Origin of the sequence: Actinomadura sp. (assembly GCF_044508335.1) — a bacterium.
Taxonomy (GTDB): domain Bacteria; phylum Actinomycetota; class Actinomycetes; order Streptosporangiales; family Streptosporangiaceae; genus Spirillospora.
Genome location: NZ_JBIQHY010000003.1, coordinates 71512 through 84454, shown reverse-complemented (window position 1 = coordinate 84454; position 12943 = coordinate 71512). Strand labels below are relative to the sequence as shown.

At 75.0% G+C, this 12943-nt stretch carries 15 protein-coding genes; 6 read left to right on the top strand and 9 right to left on the bottom strand.

Annotation, left to right across the window (positions count from 1 at the left end; all coding sequences use genetic code 11):
• Positions 1–6: 6 nt before the first annotated feature.
• Together ACIWVC_RS02270 and ACIWVC_RS02265 are read right to left on the bottom strand one after the other, a co-directional pair.
• Positions 7–924, bottom strand: coding sequence for an NADP-dependent oxidoreductase (locus tag ACIWVC_RS02270; protein ID WP_396452847.1), 918 nt, complete (start codon positions 922–924; stop codon positions 7–9).
• 76 nt (positions 925–1000) lie between these two features.
• Positions 1001–1201: a hypothetical protein gene (locus ACIWVC_RS02265; protein ID WP_396452841.1), complete on the bottom strand. Its 201-nt coding sequence runs from the start codon at positions 1199–1201 to the stop codon at positions 1001–1003.
• Between ACIWVC_RS02265 and ACIWVC_RS02260 the strand changes: the two genes are divergently transcribed.
• Complete coding sequence (locus ACIWVC_RS02260) at positions 1149–1460, top strand: LysR substrate-binding domain-containing protein (RefSeq protein WP_396453754.1); 312 nt, start codon at positions 1149–1151, stop codon at positions 1458–1460. The genes ACIWVC_RS02265 and ACIWVC_RS02260 overlap by 53 nt on opposite strands.
• Here the strand turns inward: ACIWVC_RS02260 and ACIWVC_RS02255 are convergent.
• A complete protein-coding gene (locus ACIWVC_RS02255; protein WP_396452843.1) occupies positions 1457–2041 on the bottom strand; it encodes a Uma2 family endonuclease in 585 nt (194 codons plus the stop codon). The genes ACIWVC_RS02260 and ACIWVC_RS02255 overlap by 4 nt on opposite strands.
• A 210-nt stretch (positions 2042–2251) precedes the next feature.
• On the opposite strand from ACIWVC_RS02255, the gene ACIWVC_RS02250 reads away from it, so the two are divergent.
• The 4 genes from ACIWVC_RS02250 (at position 2252) to ACIWVC_RS02235 (ending at position 6342) form a co-directional block, all read left to right on the top strand.
• A complete protein-coding gene (locus ACIWVC_RS02250; RefSeq protein ID WP_396452845.1) occupies positions 2252–2812 on the top strand; it encodes a DUF1707 domain-containing protein in 561 nt (186 codons plus the stop codon).
• Between the two features lie 112 nt (positions 2813–2924).
• The gene (locus tag ACIWVC_RS02245) at positions 2925–5495 is read left to right on the top strand and encodes a hypothetical protein (protein ID WP_396453741.1); all 2571 of its coding nucleotides are present in this window, start codon (positions 2925–2927) and stop codon (positions 5493–5495) included.
• 80 nt (positions 5496–5575) lie between these two features.
• A complete protein-coding gene (locus ACIWVC_RS02240; protein WP_396451998.1) occupies positions 5576–5803 on the top strand; it encodes a hypothetical protein in 228 nt (75 codons plus the stop codon).
• Positions 5800–6342, top strand: a complete 543-nt coding sequence (locus ACIWVC_RS02235) for a Clp protease N-terminal domain-containing protein (protein ID WP_396451996.1) — start codon at positions 5800–5802, stop codon at positions 6340–6342. The genes ACIWVC_RS02240 and ACIWVC_RS02235 overlap by 4 nt, the downstream gene beginning before the upstream one ends.
• A 206-nt stretch (positions 6343–6548) precedes the next feature.
• On the opposite strand, the gene ACIWVC_RS02230 is transcribed toward ACIWVC_RS02235, so the two are convergent.
• From ACIWVC_RS02230 to ACIWVC_RS02215, 4 genes are all read right to left on the bottom strand, one after another.
• On the bottom strand, positions 6549–6734 hold the full coding sequence (locus ACIWVC_RS02230) for a hypothetical protein (RefSeq protein WP_396451994.1): 186 nt from the start codon (positions 6732–6734) through the stop codon (positions 6549–6551).
• Positions 6735–6904: 170 nt separating this feature from the next.
• The gene (locus tag ACIWVC_RS02225; protein WP_396451992.1) at positions 6905–8755 is read right to left on the bottom strand and encodes an endonuclease/exonuclease/phosphatase; all 1851 of its coding nucleotides are present in this window, start codon (positions 8753–8755) and stop codon (positions 6905–6907) included.
• A gap of 66 nt (positions 8756–8821) precedes the next feature.
• Entirely contained in the window at positions 8822–9910 is a 1089-nt protein-coding gene (locus tag ACIWVC_RS02220) for an alcohol dehydrogenase catalytic domain-containing protein (RefSeq protein WP_396451990.1), read from the bottom strand.
• A gap of 66 nt (positions 9911–9976) precedes the next feature.
• Positions 9977–10168 (bottom strand): ferredoxin, encoded by a 192-nt coding sequence (locus ACIWVC_RS02215; RefSeq protein ID WP_396451988.1) that lies wholly within the window; start codon positions 10166–10168, stop codon positions 9977–9979.
• A 162-nt stretch (positions 10169–10330) separates the two neighbouring features.
• On the opposite strand from ACIWVC_RS02215, the gene ACIWVC_RS02210 reads away from it, so the two are divergent.
• A complete protein-coding gene (locus ACIWVC_RS02210) occupies positions 10331–11044 on the top strand; it encodes a class I SAM-dependent methyltransferase (RefSeq protein ID WP_396451986.1) in 714 nt (237 codons plus the stop codon).
• On the opposite strand, the gene ACIWVC_RS02205 is transcribed toward ACIWVC_RS02210, so the two are convergent.
• Both ACIWVC_RS02205 and ACIWVC_RS02200 read right to left on the bottom strand, forming a co-directional pair.
• A complete protein-coding gene (locus ACIWVC_RS02205) occupies positions 11041–12156 on the bottom strand; it encodes a prenyltransferase (RefSeq protein WP_396451984.1) in 1116 nt (371 codons plus the stop codon). The genes ACIWVC_RS02210 and ACIWVC_RS02205 overlap by 4 nt on opposite strands.
• Positions 12146–12907 carry a class I SAM-dependent methyltransferase gene (locus tag ACIWVC_RS02200; RefSeq protein WP_396452001.1) on the bottom strand — a complete coding sequence of 254 codons (762 nt, stop codon included), beginning with the start codon at positions 12905–12907 and terminating at the stop codon, positions 12146–12148. Before ACIWVC_RS02200 ends, ACIWVC_RS02205 begins: the two co-directional genes overlap by 11 nt.
• Between the last annotated feature and the right edge of the window lie 36 nt (positions 12908–12943).

Here is a 12943-nt window from a genome sequence, read left to right as displayed (position 1 = left end):
CCGAGCCTAGACGGTCAGGACGATCTTCCCGGTGACCCGGCCGGTGGCGCCGCGTTCGTGCGCCTTCGCGGCGTCCTCCAGGGGGAAGACGGAGTCGATCTCGGCGCGCAGCGCGCCGGCCTCGGCGAGCGCGGCGATCTGTGTCATCGCGTGGTGGTCGGGCTCGACCAGCAGGGTCTCCGTCCGGACCCCGTCCGCGTCCAGGTCGGCGAGGTCGCTCAGCACGAGCGACACGAGCACGCCGCCGGGCCGCAGCACGCGCAGGGAGCGCGGGCCGTAGTCGCCGCCGATCGTGTCGATCACGATGTCGGCGTCCCGCACGGCCTCGGCGAAGTCGACGGCGCGGTAGTCGATCGGCTCGTCCACGCCGATGCCGCGCAGGAAGCCGTGCTTGCCCGCGCTGGCCGTGCCGAGCACGTACGCGCCGCGCGCCTTGGCGATCTGCACGGCCAGATGCCCGACGCCACCCGCCGCCGCGTGGATCAGCACCCGCTGCCCTTCGCGCACGCCCGCGGTATCGACCAGGGCCTGCCACGCGGTGAGCGCCGCCAACGGCAGGGCACCCGCCTGCACGTGGTCGATACCGGACGGTTTGGCCGCGAACGTCCGGGACGGCGCCGCCACGTACTCGGCGTGCGAGCCGGCCCCGAACGGATACCGCAGCATCCCGAAGACCTCGTCGCCGGGCTTGTGCAGCGTCACGCCGATCCCGACCTTCTCCACCACCCCGGAGACGTCCCACCCGAGGACGAACGGCGGCTTCCCGAGGAATCCGCCGCGCGCCCGGTGCTTCCAGTCGGTCGGGTTCACCCCGGCCGCCCGCACCCGCACGAGCACCTCCGTGGGCCCCGGCTCCGGCCGCTCGACCTCGACCACCTTGAGCACCTCGGGTCCGCCGAGAACGTCCTGCCGGACCGCCCGCATGAGTTCCGCCATCGTCATCCCCTTTCCACGGCCTATAGCCACCAAGTCCGGGACGGCCGGTTACATTTCCGAGCGTTCACTGCGGCGTGTCGCCCCCATAGGCGCGCTCATAGGGGCAACACGCCGCAAGTCGACGGGGGCGGGGGCGGACGAGGACGACGCCGCCGACGGCGAGCAGGCCGCCGGCGACCGCCAGGAGCGAGGGCGGGTCGCCCAGCCAGGAGCTGATCCAGCACGCCTGCGCCGCCGCCGGCTTCGCGCCCGACGTCGCCGCCACGTGCGCCGACTACCGCTCGATCCTGGCCCTCGTCGGCGCCGGGACGGGAGTGTCCCTCATCCCCGAACTCGCCCTGACCGGCTGGGCGCGCCTCCCGTCGCCCTGCTGCCGACCCGGCCCCGCGTCTCCCGCCGCATCAACGCGCTCGTCACCGGCCGCGCCGAGTCGGCCGCCGCCGCCCGCGCCGTCCTCGACGCGCTGCCGGACCACGCGCAGGACCTCTGACGGCCCGCCCGCCCGGCGCGAAGATCGCGGCTAGTCCATCTCGGAGAGGCGGGCCGGGTCGAACGCGATGGGGTAGGGGCGGTCGAGGGCGACGGTCTCGCCGGAGCGGGCCTTGCCGGCCACCTCGTAGCGGTCGCCCCTCAGTTCGAGCATGGTGATCGTGGGGCGCGGCTCCAGGTCGACCAGCCAGTAGTGGGGGATGCCGGTCGCCGCGTACTCGTCGACCTTGCGCACGCGGTCGATCTGCTCGTTGACGGTGCGCGGCGTGACGACCTCCGCGACCAGGATGAGGTCGGGGCCGTAGTAGGTGCGGGTCCGGCGCTCCAGGGCCGCGCGGGCGACGTCGCGCGCCACGGCGAAGACGTCGGGCTTGCGGACGCCGGACGGGGTCGTCACGTCCTGCGGGGCGCCGGCGATGTGGACGTCGGCGTCGGCCTGGCGGGCCGCGTCCTTGAGGATCGCCTTCAGCCGCTCGGCGGCGTGGTCGTGCCACAGGTCGCCCGGGAGCTCGTGCAGCCAGCCGTCCGCGAGCTCGTAGCGGCGGCCCTCCTCGGGCAGCGCGTCCAGGTCGTACAGCGTGTACGGGCCGTGCGCCCGGCCGAGCGTCCCGCCCATGGATCGTCCCCCCCTCGCCGCTCGATCTACGGGCTGCTTCGAACCTAGCGGACGAGCGTCCGAACGGCGGGTAGGCATGATCGCGCGTCGGGATGCGGCCGAATGTCTCGAAAACCGAGCGGCGGCGAGTTACGATGTATCGCGTCTTGACCCTCCATCGGCTGGAGGGTGCAGGCTGCGGAGGCCGGCCCGCCTCGAAGGGGAGAAGCGATGAGCGTCGAGCAGCATCCCGCGCCCGCACTGCGCGCCTCGGACCGCGACCGCGACGAGATGCTCGTCCGGCTGCACACCGCCTTCGCCGAAGGGCGCCTGGACGAGCCGGAGCTGGACGAGCGCATCGACCGCGTCCTCGCCGCGCGCACCCACGACGAGCTGGGCGCCGTGGCCGCCGACCTCCCGTCCGGCCGGCGGGTTCCCGGGGGCCGCGGGGGCGGCCCGGTGGGGCGCTTCCAGGTCGCCTACAAGAGCTCGGTCACGCGCGCCGGGAGCTGGCGGCTGCCCGAGCGCTACACGGCGGTCGTCTACAAGGGGTCCGGCACGCTCGACCTCCGCTCCGCCGAGCTGGAGGGCCCGGTCACGACCCTCCGGGTGCTCGCCTACAAGTCGGGAGTGGAGATCATCGTGCCGCCGGGTGTCCGCGTGGAAGCGGACGGTGTGGGGGTCTCCGCGGAGGTGCACGGTGACCCGCCGCCCGGCGCGCCGGTCGTCCACGTCAGGGGTTTCGCGTACAAGGGAACGATCCGGGCGAAAGGTCTGATACTTCGGCCCTGAAGTGATAGAACGCTCCAGCGGCCCCCATTGGCCGCCGTTCATGCGGATGTCGGTACACGGCGTCCCATGGCGCGATTTGATGGTGGTCCTACAGGACCGTGAAGGAGCGCGTGTGACGGCGAGGACCCCGGAGCAGGACGAGGCCCCGCGGACGGCCGAGGACGGGTCGGCGGGCTCCCGCGAGGTCCGGCGGCGGCTGACGTTCGGCGTCGCCGGCGACATCGCCGACCTCCGCGCCGCCCTGTCGCCCTGGCAGCGGGCCTACGAGGCCTGGCGCTCGGCCGGGCTGAGCTGGGGGCACGGCGCGCCGCCCCGCGAACGCGCGGACGACCGCGACGCGGTGGCGGCCGAGAGCCCGGCCGGCGAGGCGGAGCCGGAGGCGGCCGAGCCGGCGCCGGAGCCCGCGTCCGAGAAGCCCGCCGCTGAGAAGCCCGCCGCTGAGAAGCCCAGCTCCGAGAAGGCCGCAGCCAAGAAGGCCGGAGCCAAGAAGCCGGCGCCCAAGAAGTCGGCGCCCGTGAAGCCCGACCCCGGCGACGTCCTGGTCGCCGGCCCGCCGCGGCCGGCGCCGGAGCCCGCGCGGCGGCCGCCGCTGTGGCGGCGGCTCCGCACGCGCGCGGCCGTCGGCGCCGGGCTCGCCGTGGTCGCCGCCGGGACGATCGTCGTCGTGGCGCAGCGCGCGGACGCGCCGGCCGAGCCGGCCGTCCGCGGCCCGATCGCGGCGGACGAGCTGTTCGCCCTCGACCCGGCCGCCGCGACCGACGGCCTCGTCCAGGACCTCACCGCGATCGCCTCCGCCGGCGCCGCGGTCGTCGCGGCGGGCACCGAGGGCGACGGCGCGCCCGGACGGCGGCGGGCGCGCTTCCTCGTGTCCGCCGATTCGGGGAGCACCTGGAAGCTCGCGGTGGTCCGCACACCGGACGGCTCGACGCCCCCGCCCGGCGAGACGCCGCAGTTCGTCTCCGGCTCGCCCGGCCACTGGGTCGCGCTCGGCCGGGCGCCCGGGGGCTCCGCCGTCGCGTGGACGAGCAAGGACGCCGCGACCTGGACGCGCCACCCGCTCGGGAACGCCGTCACGCCGGCCGACGAGGTCACCGGCCTGACCCGCACCGGCCAGGGCTTCCTCGCCGTCGGCGCCTCGAAGGGCCGCGCCCTCACCTGGACGTCCGCGGACGGCCGGGAGTGGCGGCGCGGCGGCGCCATCACGAGGATCATCGGGTTCGACGGCGTGGCGGCCTCCGGGAACGTCCTCATGGCCCACGGCACGTACCCCAGGAAGGTCACGCAGAAGAAGGGCCGCAAGAAGGTCACGCGGACCGTGCGGAGCGAGGGCCTCTGGTACTCGGCCGACGGCGGCCGGACATGGACCGGGGTGAAGGTGCCGGCCCAGTCGCAGGGCTCCTACGGCCCCATGAAGGGGCTTTCGGCCGGTCCGGCCGGGTTCGCGGCCGTCCGCGAGGGCAAGCAGACCACCGGGCGCAAGAAGCACCGCAGGACCAAGCGGTTCGGGGTCCTGCTCACCTCCCCGGACGGCCGGAAGTGGCAGGTCGCGAGCCGGTTCGGCGGGTCCGGCATCGAGAGCTTCGGCGCGGCGGCGTCCGGGTACGCCGTCGTCGTGGGCGGCGCGAAGGGCGCCCACGCCGTCCTGCGCAGCACCGACGGCCGCACCTGGAAGCAGGAGGGCGGGATCCCCGCGCCCGTCCGGTCCACCGGCCTGGCGGTCACCGCCGCGGGCGGCGTCGCGATCGCCGGGCACCAGGGCGACGACGCCTACCTGCACGGCGTCGACCTGCGCGCCGTGCCCGGCGCCGTCCACGCCGAGCGCTCGATCGCGGCGCTCGCCGCCGGCCCGGGCATCTCCGTCGCGGCGGGAAGCACCAACGGCCGCGTCGCGATCTGGACCGCCCCCGACGGCCTGCGGTGGACGCGGGCCCAGGTCCCCGGCACCGGCGGGCGGCTGTCCGACGTGGTGCACGGCGGCAGCGGCTGGCTGGCGGTGGGCCGGGCGTCCGGCGCCTCGCCCGCGCCGCTGGCGGTGACCTCGCAGGACGGCCTCGCCTGGCAGAAGACCGCGTTCCCGGCCGGGCCGGCGCCGGCGGCCGCCGCCGCGGGACCGTCCGGCTACGTCGTGGTCGGGCCCCGCACGGCCTGGCGCTCCACCGACCTCCGGACCTGGAAGAGCGCCGGTCTCGACGGCGCCCCCGCCGACGTGGCCGCGACGTCCGGCGGGTACGCGGCGGTCGGCGCCCGCGGCAAGGCGCCCGCCGTCTGGACGTCGCCCGACGGCGAGAAGTGGACGGCCGCCGAGCTGCCGCCCGGCCTCACCGCGCCGCTCACCCACGTCGCCGCGAACGGCGACACCCTGGTGGCGGTCTCCGCCACCGCGGTCGCGCTGGTGTCCGCCGACGGCGGGAAGACGTGGGCGCAGCGCAACATCGGCCCCGGCCTGACCGCCGCGGCCGTCGCGCCGACCCCGCGGGGCTTCGTCCTGACCGCGAGTTCGGGCGAGGACGGCGCCGTCCTGGCGTCCGCCGACGGGACGACCTGGCGCCGCCTCGACGTCGGCGGGCTCGACGGCCCCGGCGACCAGCGCCTCACCGCGCTGACCGCCATGGGCGGCACCGTCCTGGCCACGGGCACCGACAACGGGGCGCCGATCCTCTGGCGCGCGCCCGCCCCGGAGTAGACGGCCCGGCCCGCCGCTCCGCCGCCTGCCTGTTGTCAGCCTGGGCTGACAAATCGGCGTTGTCAGCTTAGGCTGACACCATGACGTCCATGAGGGAGCTGGCGGAGGTCGCCGACAGCGCGGACCCCGCGGCGGGCCTCGCCGCCGTGGCGGCGCTGCGCAGGCTCACCGACGAGCTGGAGGCCCTGCACGTCCGCAACGCGCGGGCGCAGGGCTGGTCCTGGCAGGCCGTCGCCGACGCGCTCGGCGTGCGGCGCCAGTCCGTCCACAAGAAGCACGCCGCACGGCTGGGCGGGGAGAGGCGATGACGATGCTCGACAGGTTCACCCCGGACGCGCGGCGCACGATCGTCCGCGCGGGCGCCCTCGCCGCGGAGGCGGGGCGCGGCACGCTGAGCGACGCGTTCCTGCTGCTGGCGCTCGCCGAACGCCGCCCGGTCGGGGCCGCGCCCGCCGACATCGCGGCGGCGGTCGGCGCGGCGCCCGGCCGCGACCGGGAGCTGCTCGCCGCGCTCGGCATCGACCTCGACGAGGTGCGGCGCCGCGTCCGGCGGTCGACCGCGCTCGACGCCGGCGACCCGGCGCTGTGGACGCTGCGGCGCGCGCCGCTGCGCCCGCTCCGGGTCGTGCTGTCCGGGCCGGGCACGGCGGTCGTGCTGGACGAGGGCGGCCGCAAGGCCGTCGAGGTCGCGCTCTGGGCCGCCCGCCGCGCGCGCCGGGCGCGGGCGGGCGTCGACGATCTGCTGTGGGGGCTCCTCGCCGACGGCGCCGGCGAGGCGGTGCGCGTCCTGCGGAGGCTCGATGCCGACCTCCGGGCGCTCTGGGCCGGGCTGGGCCCCGCGGCCTAGCGGTCAGCCGTTGCAGCCGCAGGAGCAGCCCTTCGGGCACGAGCATCCGCCGCCATGTCCGCAACTGCAGTCTTTTTTCGTCATGAGCGGAACGTAACTTCTGCGGCACTGTGCGGTCTATGACCGGGGCGCGACGTGCCCCTGTCGTGAAGGACACGGGCCGCCCCGTGGCGGGGACGCGCGACGGCCCGTGCCCGGTCGGGGGGTCAGAACTCGATGTGGAAGTCGACGCCGAGCAGGACGAGAACCCACAGGAATATGGCCAGCAGCGCGCTGATGATGCGCTCGACGAGTCCCTCGTCGATGTAGCCGCGGTCCCAGGCGATGAACACGCCGATGATGAGGTAGATGAGGGTGAGAAGGCTGATGTGCGGCCGATATCGTCTCGCCATGGAAGGCGTCTCCTCCGGCTGGGGGGTCTGACGATCCGTCGCTGCCCGGGCCCGCCGGGAGAAAACACCGGCGGCGTTCGGGGACGTGCCGCGCCGATCTTTTTGGTATCTCCCAAAACCGGGGAGCCGCCTGCCTGCCGGACCGCTTACCTGCCGGACCGCCGGACCGCCTACCCGCCGGACATGTCGATGCGCACCACGGTCGGGTCGTGCTCCCCGGCCCGCGCGGCGAACTCCGCGTTGCGGTGCACGATGTCGAACTCGTGCCGGTGCCTGCGCAGCGACCGGCTGAGCAGGATGTGGTCGAGGTCCTCGCTGTTGCCCGCGGTCACCGCGGTGTAGCGGTCGCGCGCCGGCAGCGACGCGGGGAGGTCGGTGAGCCCCGCGCCGGCGGTCAGGGTCCGGACGGGCACGGACGTCCCGCCGGTGTTCAGCTCGCCCGCGACGATCACCCGGGCGTTCGCGTCCACCCGCCGCACCGAGTTCACGAAGCCCGCGACCACGCGGGCCTGCGCGTCGCGGCGCCACTCGGTGGGCCGGGACGGCGGCTGGTGCCGGCCGAACAGCGGCTGGTCGTCCCCGGTGCGCGGGTACCACCGGTTCGCGATGACGATGACGCGGCGGCCCTTCCACGTCAGCTCCCCGGCGAGCGGCTTGTGCGCGCCCGCCCAGGCCGCGGCGCGGGGCGCGATCCGGCCGGGGCTCAGCGTCAGTCCGGCGGTGCCGCCGCGCCGCACGGCCCGCACCGGGGTGACCGCCGGGTCGGGCCGGTCGGGCGGCTCGTCCGGGACCGGCTCGCCCGGGGCGGGGCGGTCGACGAACGCGAGCCCCCGGTCGGTGCGGAACAGGAAGCCGGCCCGCTCGTTGGCGCCGTCCTCGCCGCCGTCGGCGTTGTCGCGCGGGTCGACCGAGCGCCAGTCGTAGGCGGGGCCGCCCGCCGCGCTGATCGCGGTGATGAGCTGCGCGACGGTCTGGTCGGTGGCGACGGTGCCGTCGTCGCCCGGGCCGCTGTTGTCGCCGACGCCGGTGACCGCGATGAGGTCGGGGGAGCGCAGCCCGTGCACGATGTCGTCGGCGAGCGCGGTGAAGCGGGCGGGCGGCGCGTCGGGGTTCAGCCCGTCCAGCGCGGCGGTGGCGACGGCCATCTCGCCGGGCCGCTGCGGCCGGGTGGACTCCCGGGCCAGCGCGCCGGCGGCGCGCCGCGGGGTCGCGGTGAGCAGCAGCTTGTAGTCGCCGTAGGTGTAGTCGAGGACGCCGCGGTTCGCGCCGGGCAGCCCGTCGCCGACGTTCATCCCGGGCAGCGGCGCGAGCGCGTCGTCGAGGATGACCCGCTCGGGGTTGGCGTCGCGGTCGCGGAGCAGGATGCCGCCGCGCCCGGTGCGCACCCCGGCTCCGGCGCCGTTCGCCGGCAGCACGGGCAGCTCGCCGTAGCGGGTCGGGCCGACCGCGACCGCGTCGTCGATCTCGATCAGCATGCCTTCGAGCGACTCGTAGAAGTCGATGGCGTCGCGGCGGGGGTCGAACGCGCCGCCGCGCTCGACGTTCCCGTGCCCGCGGTCGACCACGCTCCCGGGCGGGCGGCGCCCGCGCCGCCCGCCGAGGACGGTCGCCGGGGGCGGGGCGGCGCCGTGCGCGGCGACGGAGACCGCGGTGGCGTCGATCTCGGTGCGGGTCAGCCCGCCGGCCGCCGCGCCGCCCGGCCGGAACTCGCCGACCCGGCCGGTCACCCGGACCGCGTCGCCGACCGCGGTGCCCGGCCGCCGCCCGGTGTAGACGAAGACGCCCTCGGACGTCGCGGCGCTCCTGTCCGGATGCGGATCCTGCATCCAGAACCCGTTGACGGCGAGCGCCGTCACGACGCCGGGCACCCGGGACACCCGCGCGCCGTTCAGCGGCGAGACGTGCGCCGCTCCCTGGACGTCGTGGATGCGGACGGGCCGCCCCGCCGCCTGGGCCGGCGCGGCGAGCAGGGGCGCGGCGAGGGACGCCGCGGCCAGGACCGTCCCCAGACCGTTGATCACGCGAAGGATGATACGGGCGGGGCGGCCCCGGCCGTGCGGGAGTCGCCGACTGTCCGGGCGCCCGGGCTAGTCGAACAGGACGACCTGGCGGATCACTTCGCCGTCGTTCAGCGCGCGGACGGCGTCGTTGAGGTCGGCGAAGCCGATCCGGCGGCTGATGAGGCCGTCGATGTCGAGCTTCCCGGCGCGCCACAGGTCGACGAACAGCGGGATGTCGCGCTTGAGGTCGCAGCCGCCGTACAGGGACGCCTTGAGGCTCTTGCCGTCGAACAGCAGGGCGAACGCGGTCTGGCTCCAGTTGTCGTCGTAGGAGCCCGCGCCGACCACGATGACGTCGCCGCCGCGCCGGGCCGCGTTCCACGCCGTGGTGATCGCGGCGGACTTCCCGACGGCCTCGAAGACGTAGTCGAAGCCCGCGCCGCCGGTGAGCAGGCCCTTGGTCTCCTCCAGGTCGTCCAGCGTCGCGGTGTGCGTGGCGCCGAGCCGCTCGGCGACCGGGTGCTTGGCCTCGTTCGGGTCGATCGCCAGGATGGTGGACGCCCCGGCGATCCGGGCGCCCTGGATCACCGAGAGCCCGATGCCGCCCGTGCCGACCACCGCGACCTTGGAGCCCGGCTTCACCTTCGCGGTGTTGATGACGGCGCCGAGCCCGGTCGGGATGCCGCAGCCGAGCAGGGCCGCGTACTCGAACGGGATGTCCTCGGCGACCTTGACGACGCCGCGCCGGGGGAGCACGACCTCCTCGGCCCACGTGCCGCAGCCCGCCATGCCGAACGCCGGGCTGCCGTCGCCCAGCTCGAATCCGGGCCGGCTGAACGACTGCGCGAGGTAGGTCATGCACAGGTACGGCTCGCCGCGCAGGCACTCGGCGCACTCGCCGCAGTCGGGCGTCCAGTTGATGACGACGTGGTCGCCGGGCTGCACGCCGGTCACCCGCTCGCCGACCTCCGCGACGACGCCGGCGCCCTCGTGGCCGATGACCGTGGGCAGCGCGGACGGCAGGACGCCCGTCATGGTGGACAGGTCGGAGTGGCAGACCCCCGTCGCCTTGATCGTGACCTTGACCTGGTCGGGGCCCGGATCGATCGTCGTGACGTCGTCGCGCAGGTCGAGTTCCTTGTCGCCGACCGCATGCAGGACCGCGGCGCGTGCCATGGCTGCCTCCACATCGAGGAGAGGGAAGTTGGGTGAGAGGGGACGGGGGACAGAGGCGGGGGCCGGCTACTCCTCCAGCGTGAGCGCGGCCTTGGGGCACGACCGCACCGCGTGCCGGACGCGGTCCTGGTGCTCCGGCGGGACGTCCGGCAGGAGGATCGTGAGCTCGTCTTCGTCGTTGAGGTTGAAGACCTCCGGTGCGAGCCCGACGCACACGGCGTTCGCCTCGCACACCAGCGGGTCGACTCGTACTCTCATCGCTTCTCCGTTCCAGGGTCGATCGTGCTCGCCAACTTACCGAACCGGGTTCGGGAGAGGGTGCTCACCCCCGAAAGTAGAACACGTTTCAGTCTGCCGGAGCAAGACTCGGGTCTCACGCCGCGGAGCCCGGATAGTAGGGTGCCCGGACGGAGGAGATCGATGACCCATACCAAGGCGTCCACCGGGCCGGGGACGACCGGCCGGACCGCCCCCCCGATGCCCGCCGGCCTGCTGCGCGCCGCGCGCGCCGCCAAGGGCTTCATGCCGGACGACGAGGGCCTCGCGCTGTACGAGACGGCCCTGGAGTACGGGGCCCGCCTCGCGGGGACCGGCCCCATGCTGGAGGTGGGCACCTACTGCGGCAAGTCCGCCGTCTACCTGGGGGCCGCGGCCAGGGCGTCCGGGACCTTCCTGGTCACCGTCGACCACCACCACGGCTCGGAGGAGAACCAGGCCGGCTGGGAGTACCACGACCCGTCCCTGGTCGACCCGAGCACGGGCCGGATGGACACGCTGCCCACGTTCCGCAGGACGATCGGGTACGCCGGCCTTGAGGACGAGGTCGTCGCCATCGTCGGCCAGTCCCGCACCGTGTCGGCCTTCTGGCGGACGCCCCTGGCGCTGCTGTTCATCGACGGCGGGCACGCCGAGGAGCACGCGCAGGGCGACTACGAGGGCTGGGCCCCGCACGTCGCCGCCGGAGGAGCCCTCGTCATCCACGACGTGTTCCCCGACCCCGCGGACGGCGGCCAGGCGCCCTACCACGTCTACCTGCGCGCCCTTGAGAGCGGCGCGTTCGAGGAGCGGCGGGTCGCGGGGTCGCTGCGCGTTCTGGAGCGCGTCGGCGACGCCGATCCGCTGAGCCCGGCCTAGACCCGGTTGGCCGCCGGCACGAGCGCGCACCCGCACGCCAGCGGGTCGGACGCCTCCGAAGGCCCGAGCGGCCGCCCCGCGATCTCCTTGAAGATCCGGGAGGCGGGGGAGGCGTCCGCCAGCGCGTCCGCCGCGAGGATCACCGCGGCCGCCGTGTAGGTGGACCGGTCCCCGGGGAAGTGCCGCTCGTTCTCGAACTGCCAGCCCGTCCAGTACGAGCCGTCCTCGTGCCGGAGGTGCTGGACGGTCGTGAACAGCTCCAGCGCCCGGTCCCGGTCGCCGGCCGCGTCCAGCGCCATCACCAGCTCGCAGCTCTCCGCCGCCGTCACCCACGGCTGGTCGGACACGCAGCGGCAGCCGAGGCCCGGCACCACGAACGTGTCCCAGTGCTCGTCGAACCGCCGCGCGGCGTCCGCGCCGCGGACCGGGCCGCCGAGCACCGGGTAGTACCAGTCCATCGACCAGCGGGACTTGTCGGCGAACGCCTCCGGGTGCGCGGCCACCACGTGCCCGAGCTGGTCGGCGGCGAGCTCCCACTCCGGCTGCGGCGCGCCGAGGTGCTCGGCCAGCGCGACCGCGCAGCGCAGCGACTGGTAGATCGACGAGCAGCCGGTCAGCAGCGCGTGGTCGGACGGCTCGCCGCTCTCGTGCCGGATCCAGATGATCTCCCCGCGCCGGGTCTGCAGCCCGAGCGTGAAGTCGATCGCCCGCCGCACCGCCGGCCACATGTGCCGCGCGAAGCCCTCGTCCCCGGTCGCCAGCAGCTCGTGCCAGACGCCGACCGCGAGGTAGGCGGCGTGGTTGGACTCGCCGCCCGGCTCGGTGACCTCGCCGAGCACCCACTTCGCGGGCCACGACCCGTCCGGCCGCTGGACGCCGCGCAGCCACTCGTAGGCGCGCCTGGCCTCCGCGCCGAACCCGGCGACGGTCAGCGCCATCGCCGCCTCGACGTGGTTCCAGGCGTCCACGTGGCCGGGCACTCCGCCGACCGGCGAGAACCACGGGATCGCGCCGGACTCCTCCTGCTGCGCGACGATACTGCGCGCCGTCGCGACGACGTCGTCCGGCGTCAGGACCCCGGGGACCGAGGGCGGTGCGGTCTCAGACCGCATCCGCCGTCTCCTTGGCCGGGGCCGCGGAGGTGCCCGGCGTCGCGGGCTTGGCGAAGTACACGACGACGCTCTTGCCGATCAGCGGGTTCATCACCCGCTCGGCGAGCCGGGTCGCCAGCGGCCGCTTCATGATGTCCCAGACGAGGATCTGGTGGTACGCCCTGGCGAGCGGGTTGCCGTCGTTGTTCACCCCCACCGCGCACTTGATCCACCAGTACGGGGAGTGCAGGCCGTGCGCGTGGTGGTGGCCGCCGACCTTGAAGCCCACCGACTTCAGCTTGGCCTCCAGCTCGGCGCGCGTGTAGATGCGCACGTGCCCGCCGGGGGCGGTGTGGTAGTCCTCCGACAGCGCCCAGCACACCCGCTCGGGCAGCCAGCTCGGCACCGTCACCGCGAGCCTGCCGCCCGGCCTGAGGACGCGCAGCAGCTCGCGCATCGCCCGCATGTCGTCGGGGATGTGCTCCAGCACCTCGGAGGCGATGATCGCGTCGAAGTGGTCGTCGGGGAACGGCAGGTCGAGCGCGTCACCCTGCACGGTCTCGGCGGTCGCGTCCGCGGGCGCCTCGCCGGCGAGGCGCATCGCCCCGAACATCTTCTCGACCCCCGCCAACTCTTCGGCGTCCTGGTCGAAGGCGACGACGTGCGCACCCCGGCGGTACAGCTCGAAAGCGTGCCGTCCGGCGCCGCATCCCATGTCGAGGACGCGGTCTCCGGGAGCGACGCGGAACCGCTGGAAATCCACGGTCAGCAGGGTCGTGCTCCTTCCATGTGGACGTCCGGCGGACGT

Bases quoted from the DNA above. Each gene is read 5' to 3' on its own strand.
- ACIWVC_RS02270 (WP_396452847.1), bottom strand. From the start codon at position 924: ATGCGGGCGGTCCGGCAGGACGTTCTCGGCGGACCCGAGGTGCTCAAG.
- ACIWVC_RS02255 (WP_396452843.1), bottom strand. From the start codon at position 2,041: ATGGGCGGGACGCTCGGCCGGGCGCACGGCCCGTACACGCTGTACGAC.
- ACIWVC_RS02250 (WP_396452845.1), top strand. From the start codon at position 2,252: ATGAGCGTCGAGCAGCATCCCGCGCCCGCACTGCGCGCCTCGGACCGC.
- ACIWVC_RS02240 (WP_396451998.1), top strand. From the start codon at position 5,576: ATGACGTCCATGAGGGAGCTGGCGGAGGTCGCCGACAGCGCGGACCCC.
- ACIWVC_RS02235 (WP_396451996.1), top strand. From the start codon at position 5,800: ATGACGATGCTCGACAGGTTCACCCCGGACGCGCGGCGCACGATCGTC.
- ACIWVC_RS02230 (WP_396451994.1), bottom strand. From the start codon at position 6,734: ATGGCGAGACGATATCGGCCGCACATCAGCCTTCTCACCCTCATCTAC.
- ACIWVC_RS02220 (WP_396451990.1), bottom strand. From the start codon at position 9,910: ATGGCACGCGCCGCGGTCCTGCATGCGGTCGGCGACAAGGAACTCGAC.
- ACIWVC_RS02215 (WP_396451988.1), bottom strand. From the start codon at position 10,168: ATGAGAGTACGAGTCGACCCGCTGGTGTGCGAGGCGAACGCCGTGTGC.
- ACIWVC_RS02210 (WP_396451986.1), top strand. From the start codon at position 10,331: ATGACCCATACCAAGGCGTCCACCGGGCCGGGGACGACCGGCCGGACC.
- ACIWVC_RS02205 (WP_396451984.1), bottom strand. From the start codon at position 12,156: ATGCGGTCTGAGACCGCACCGCCCTCGGTCCCCGGGGTCCTGACGCCG.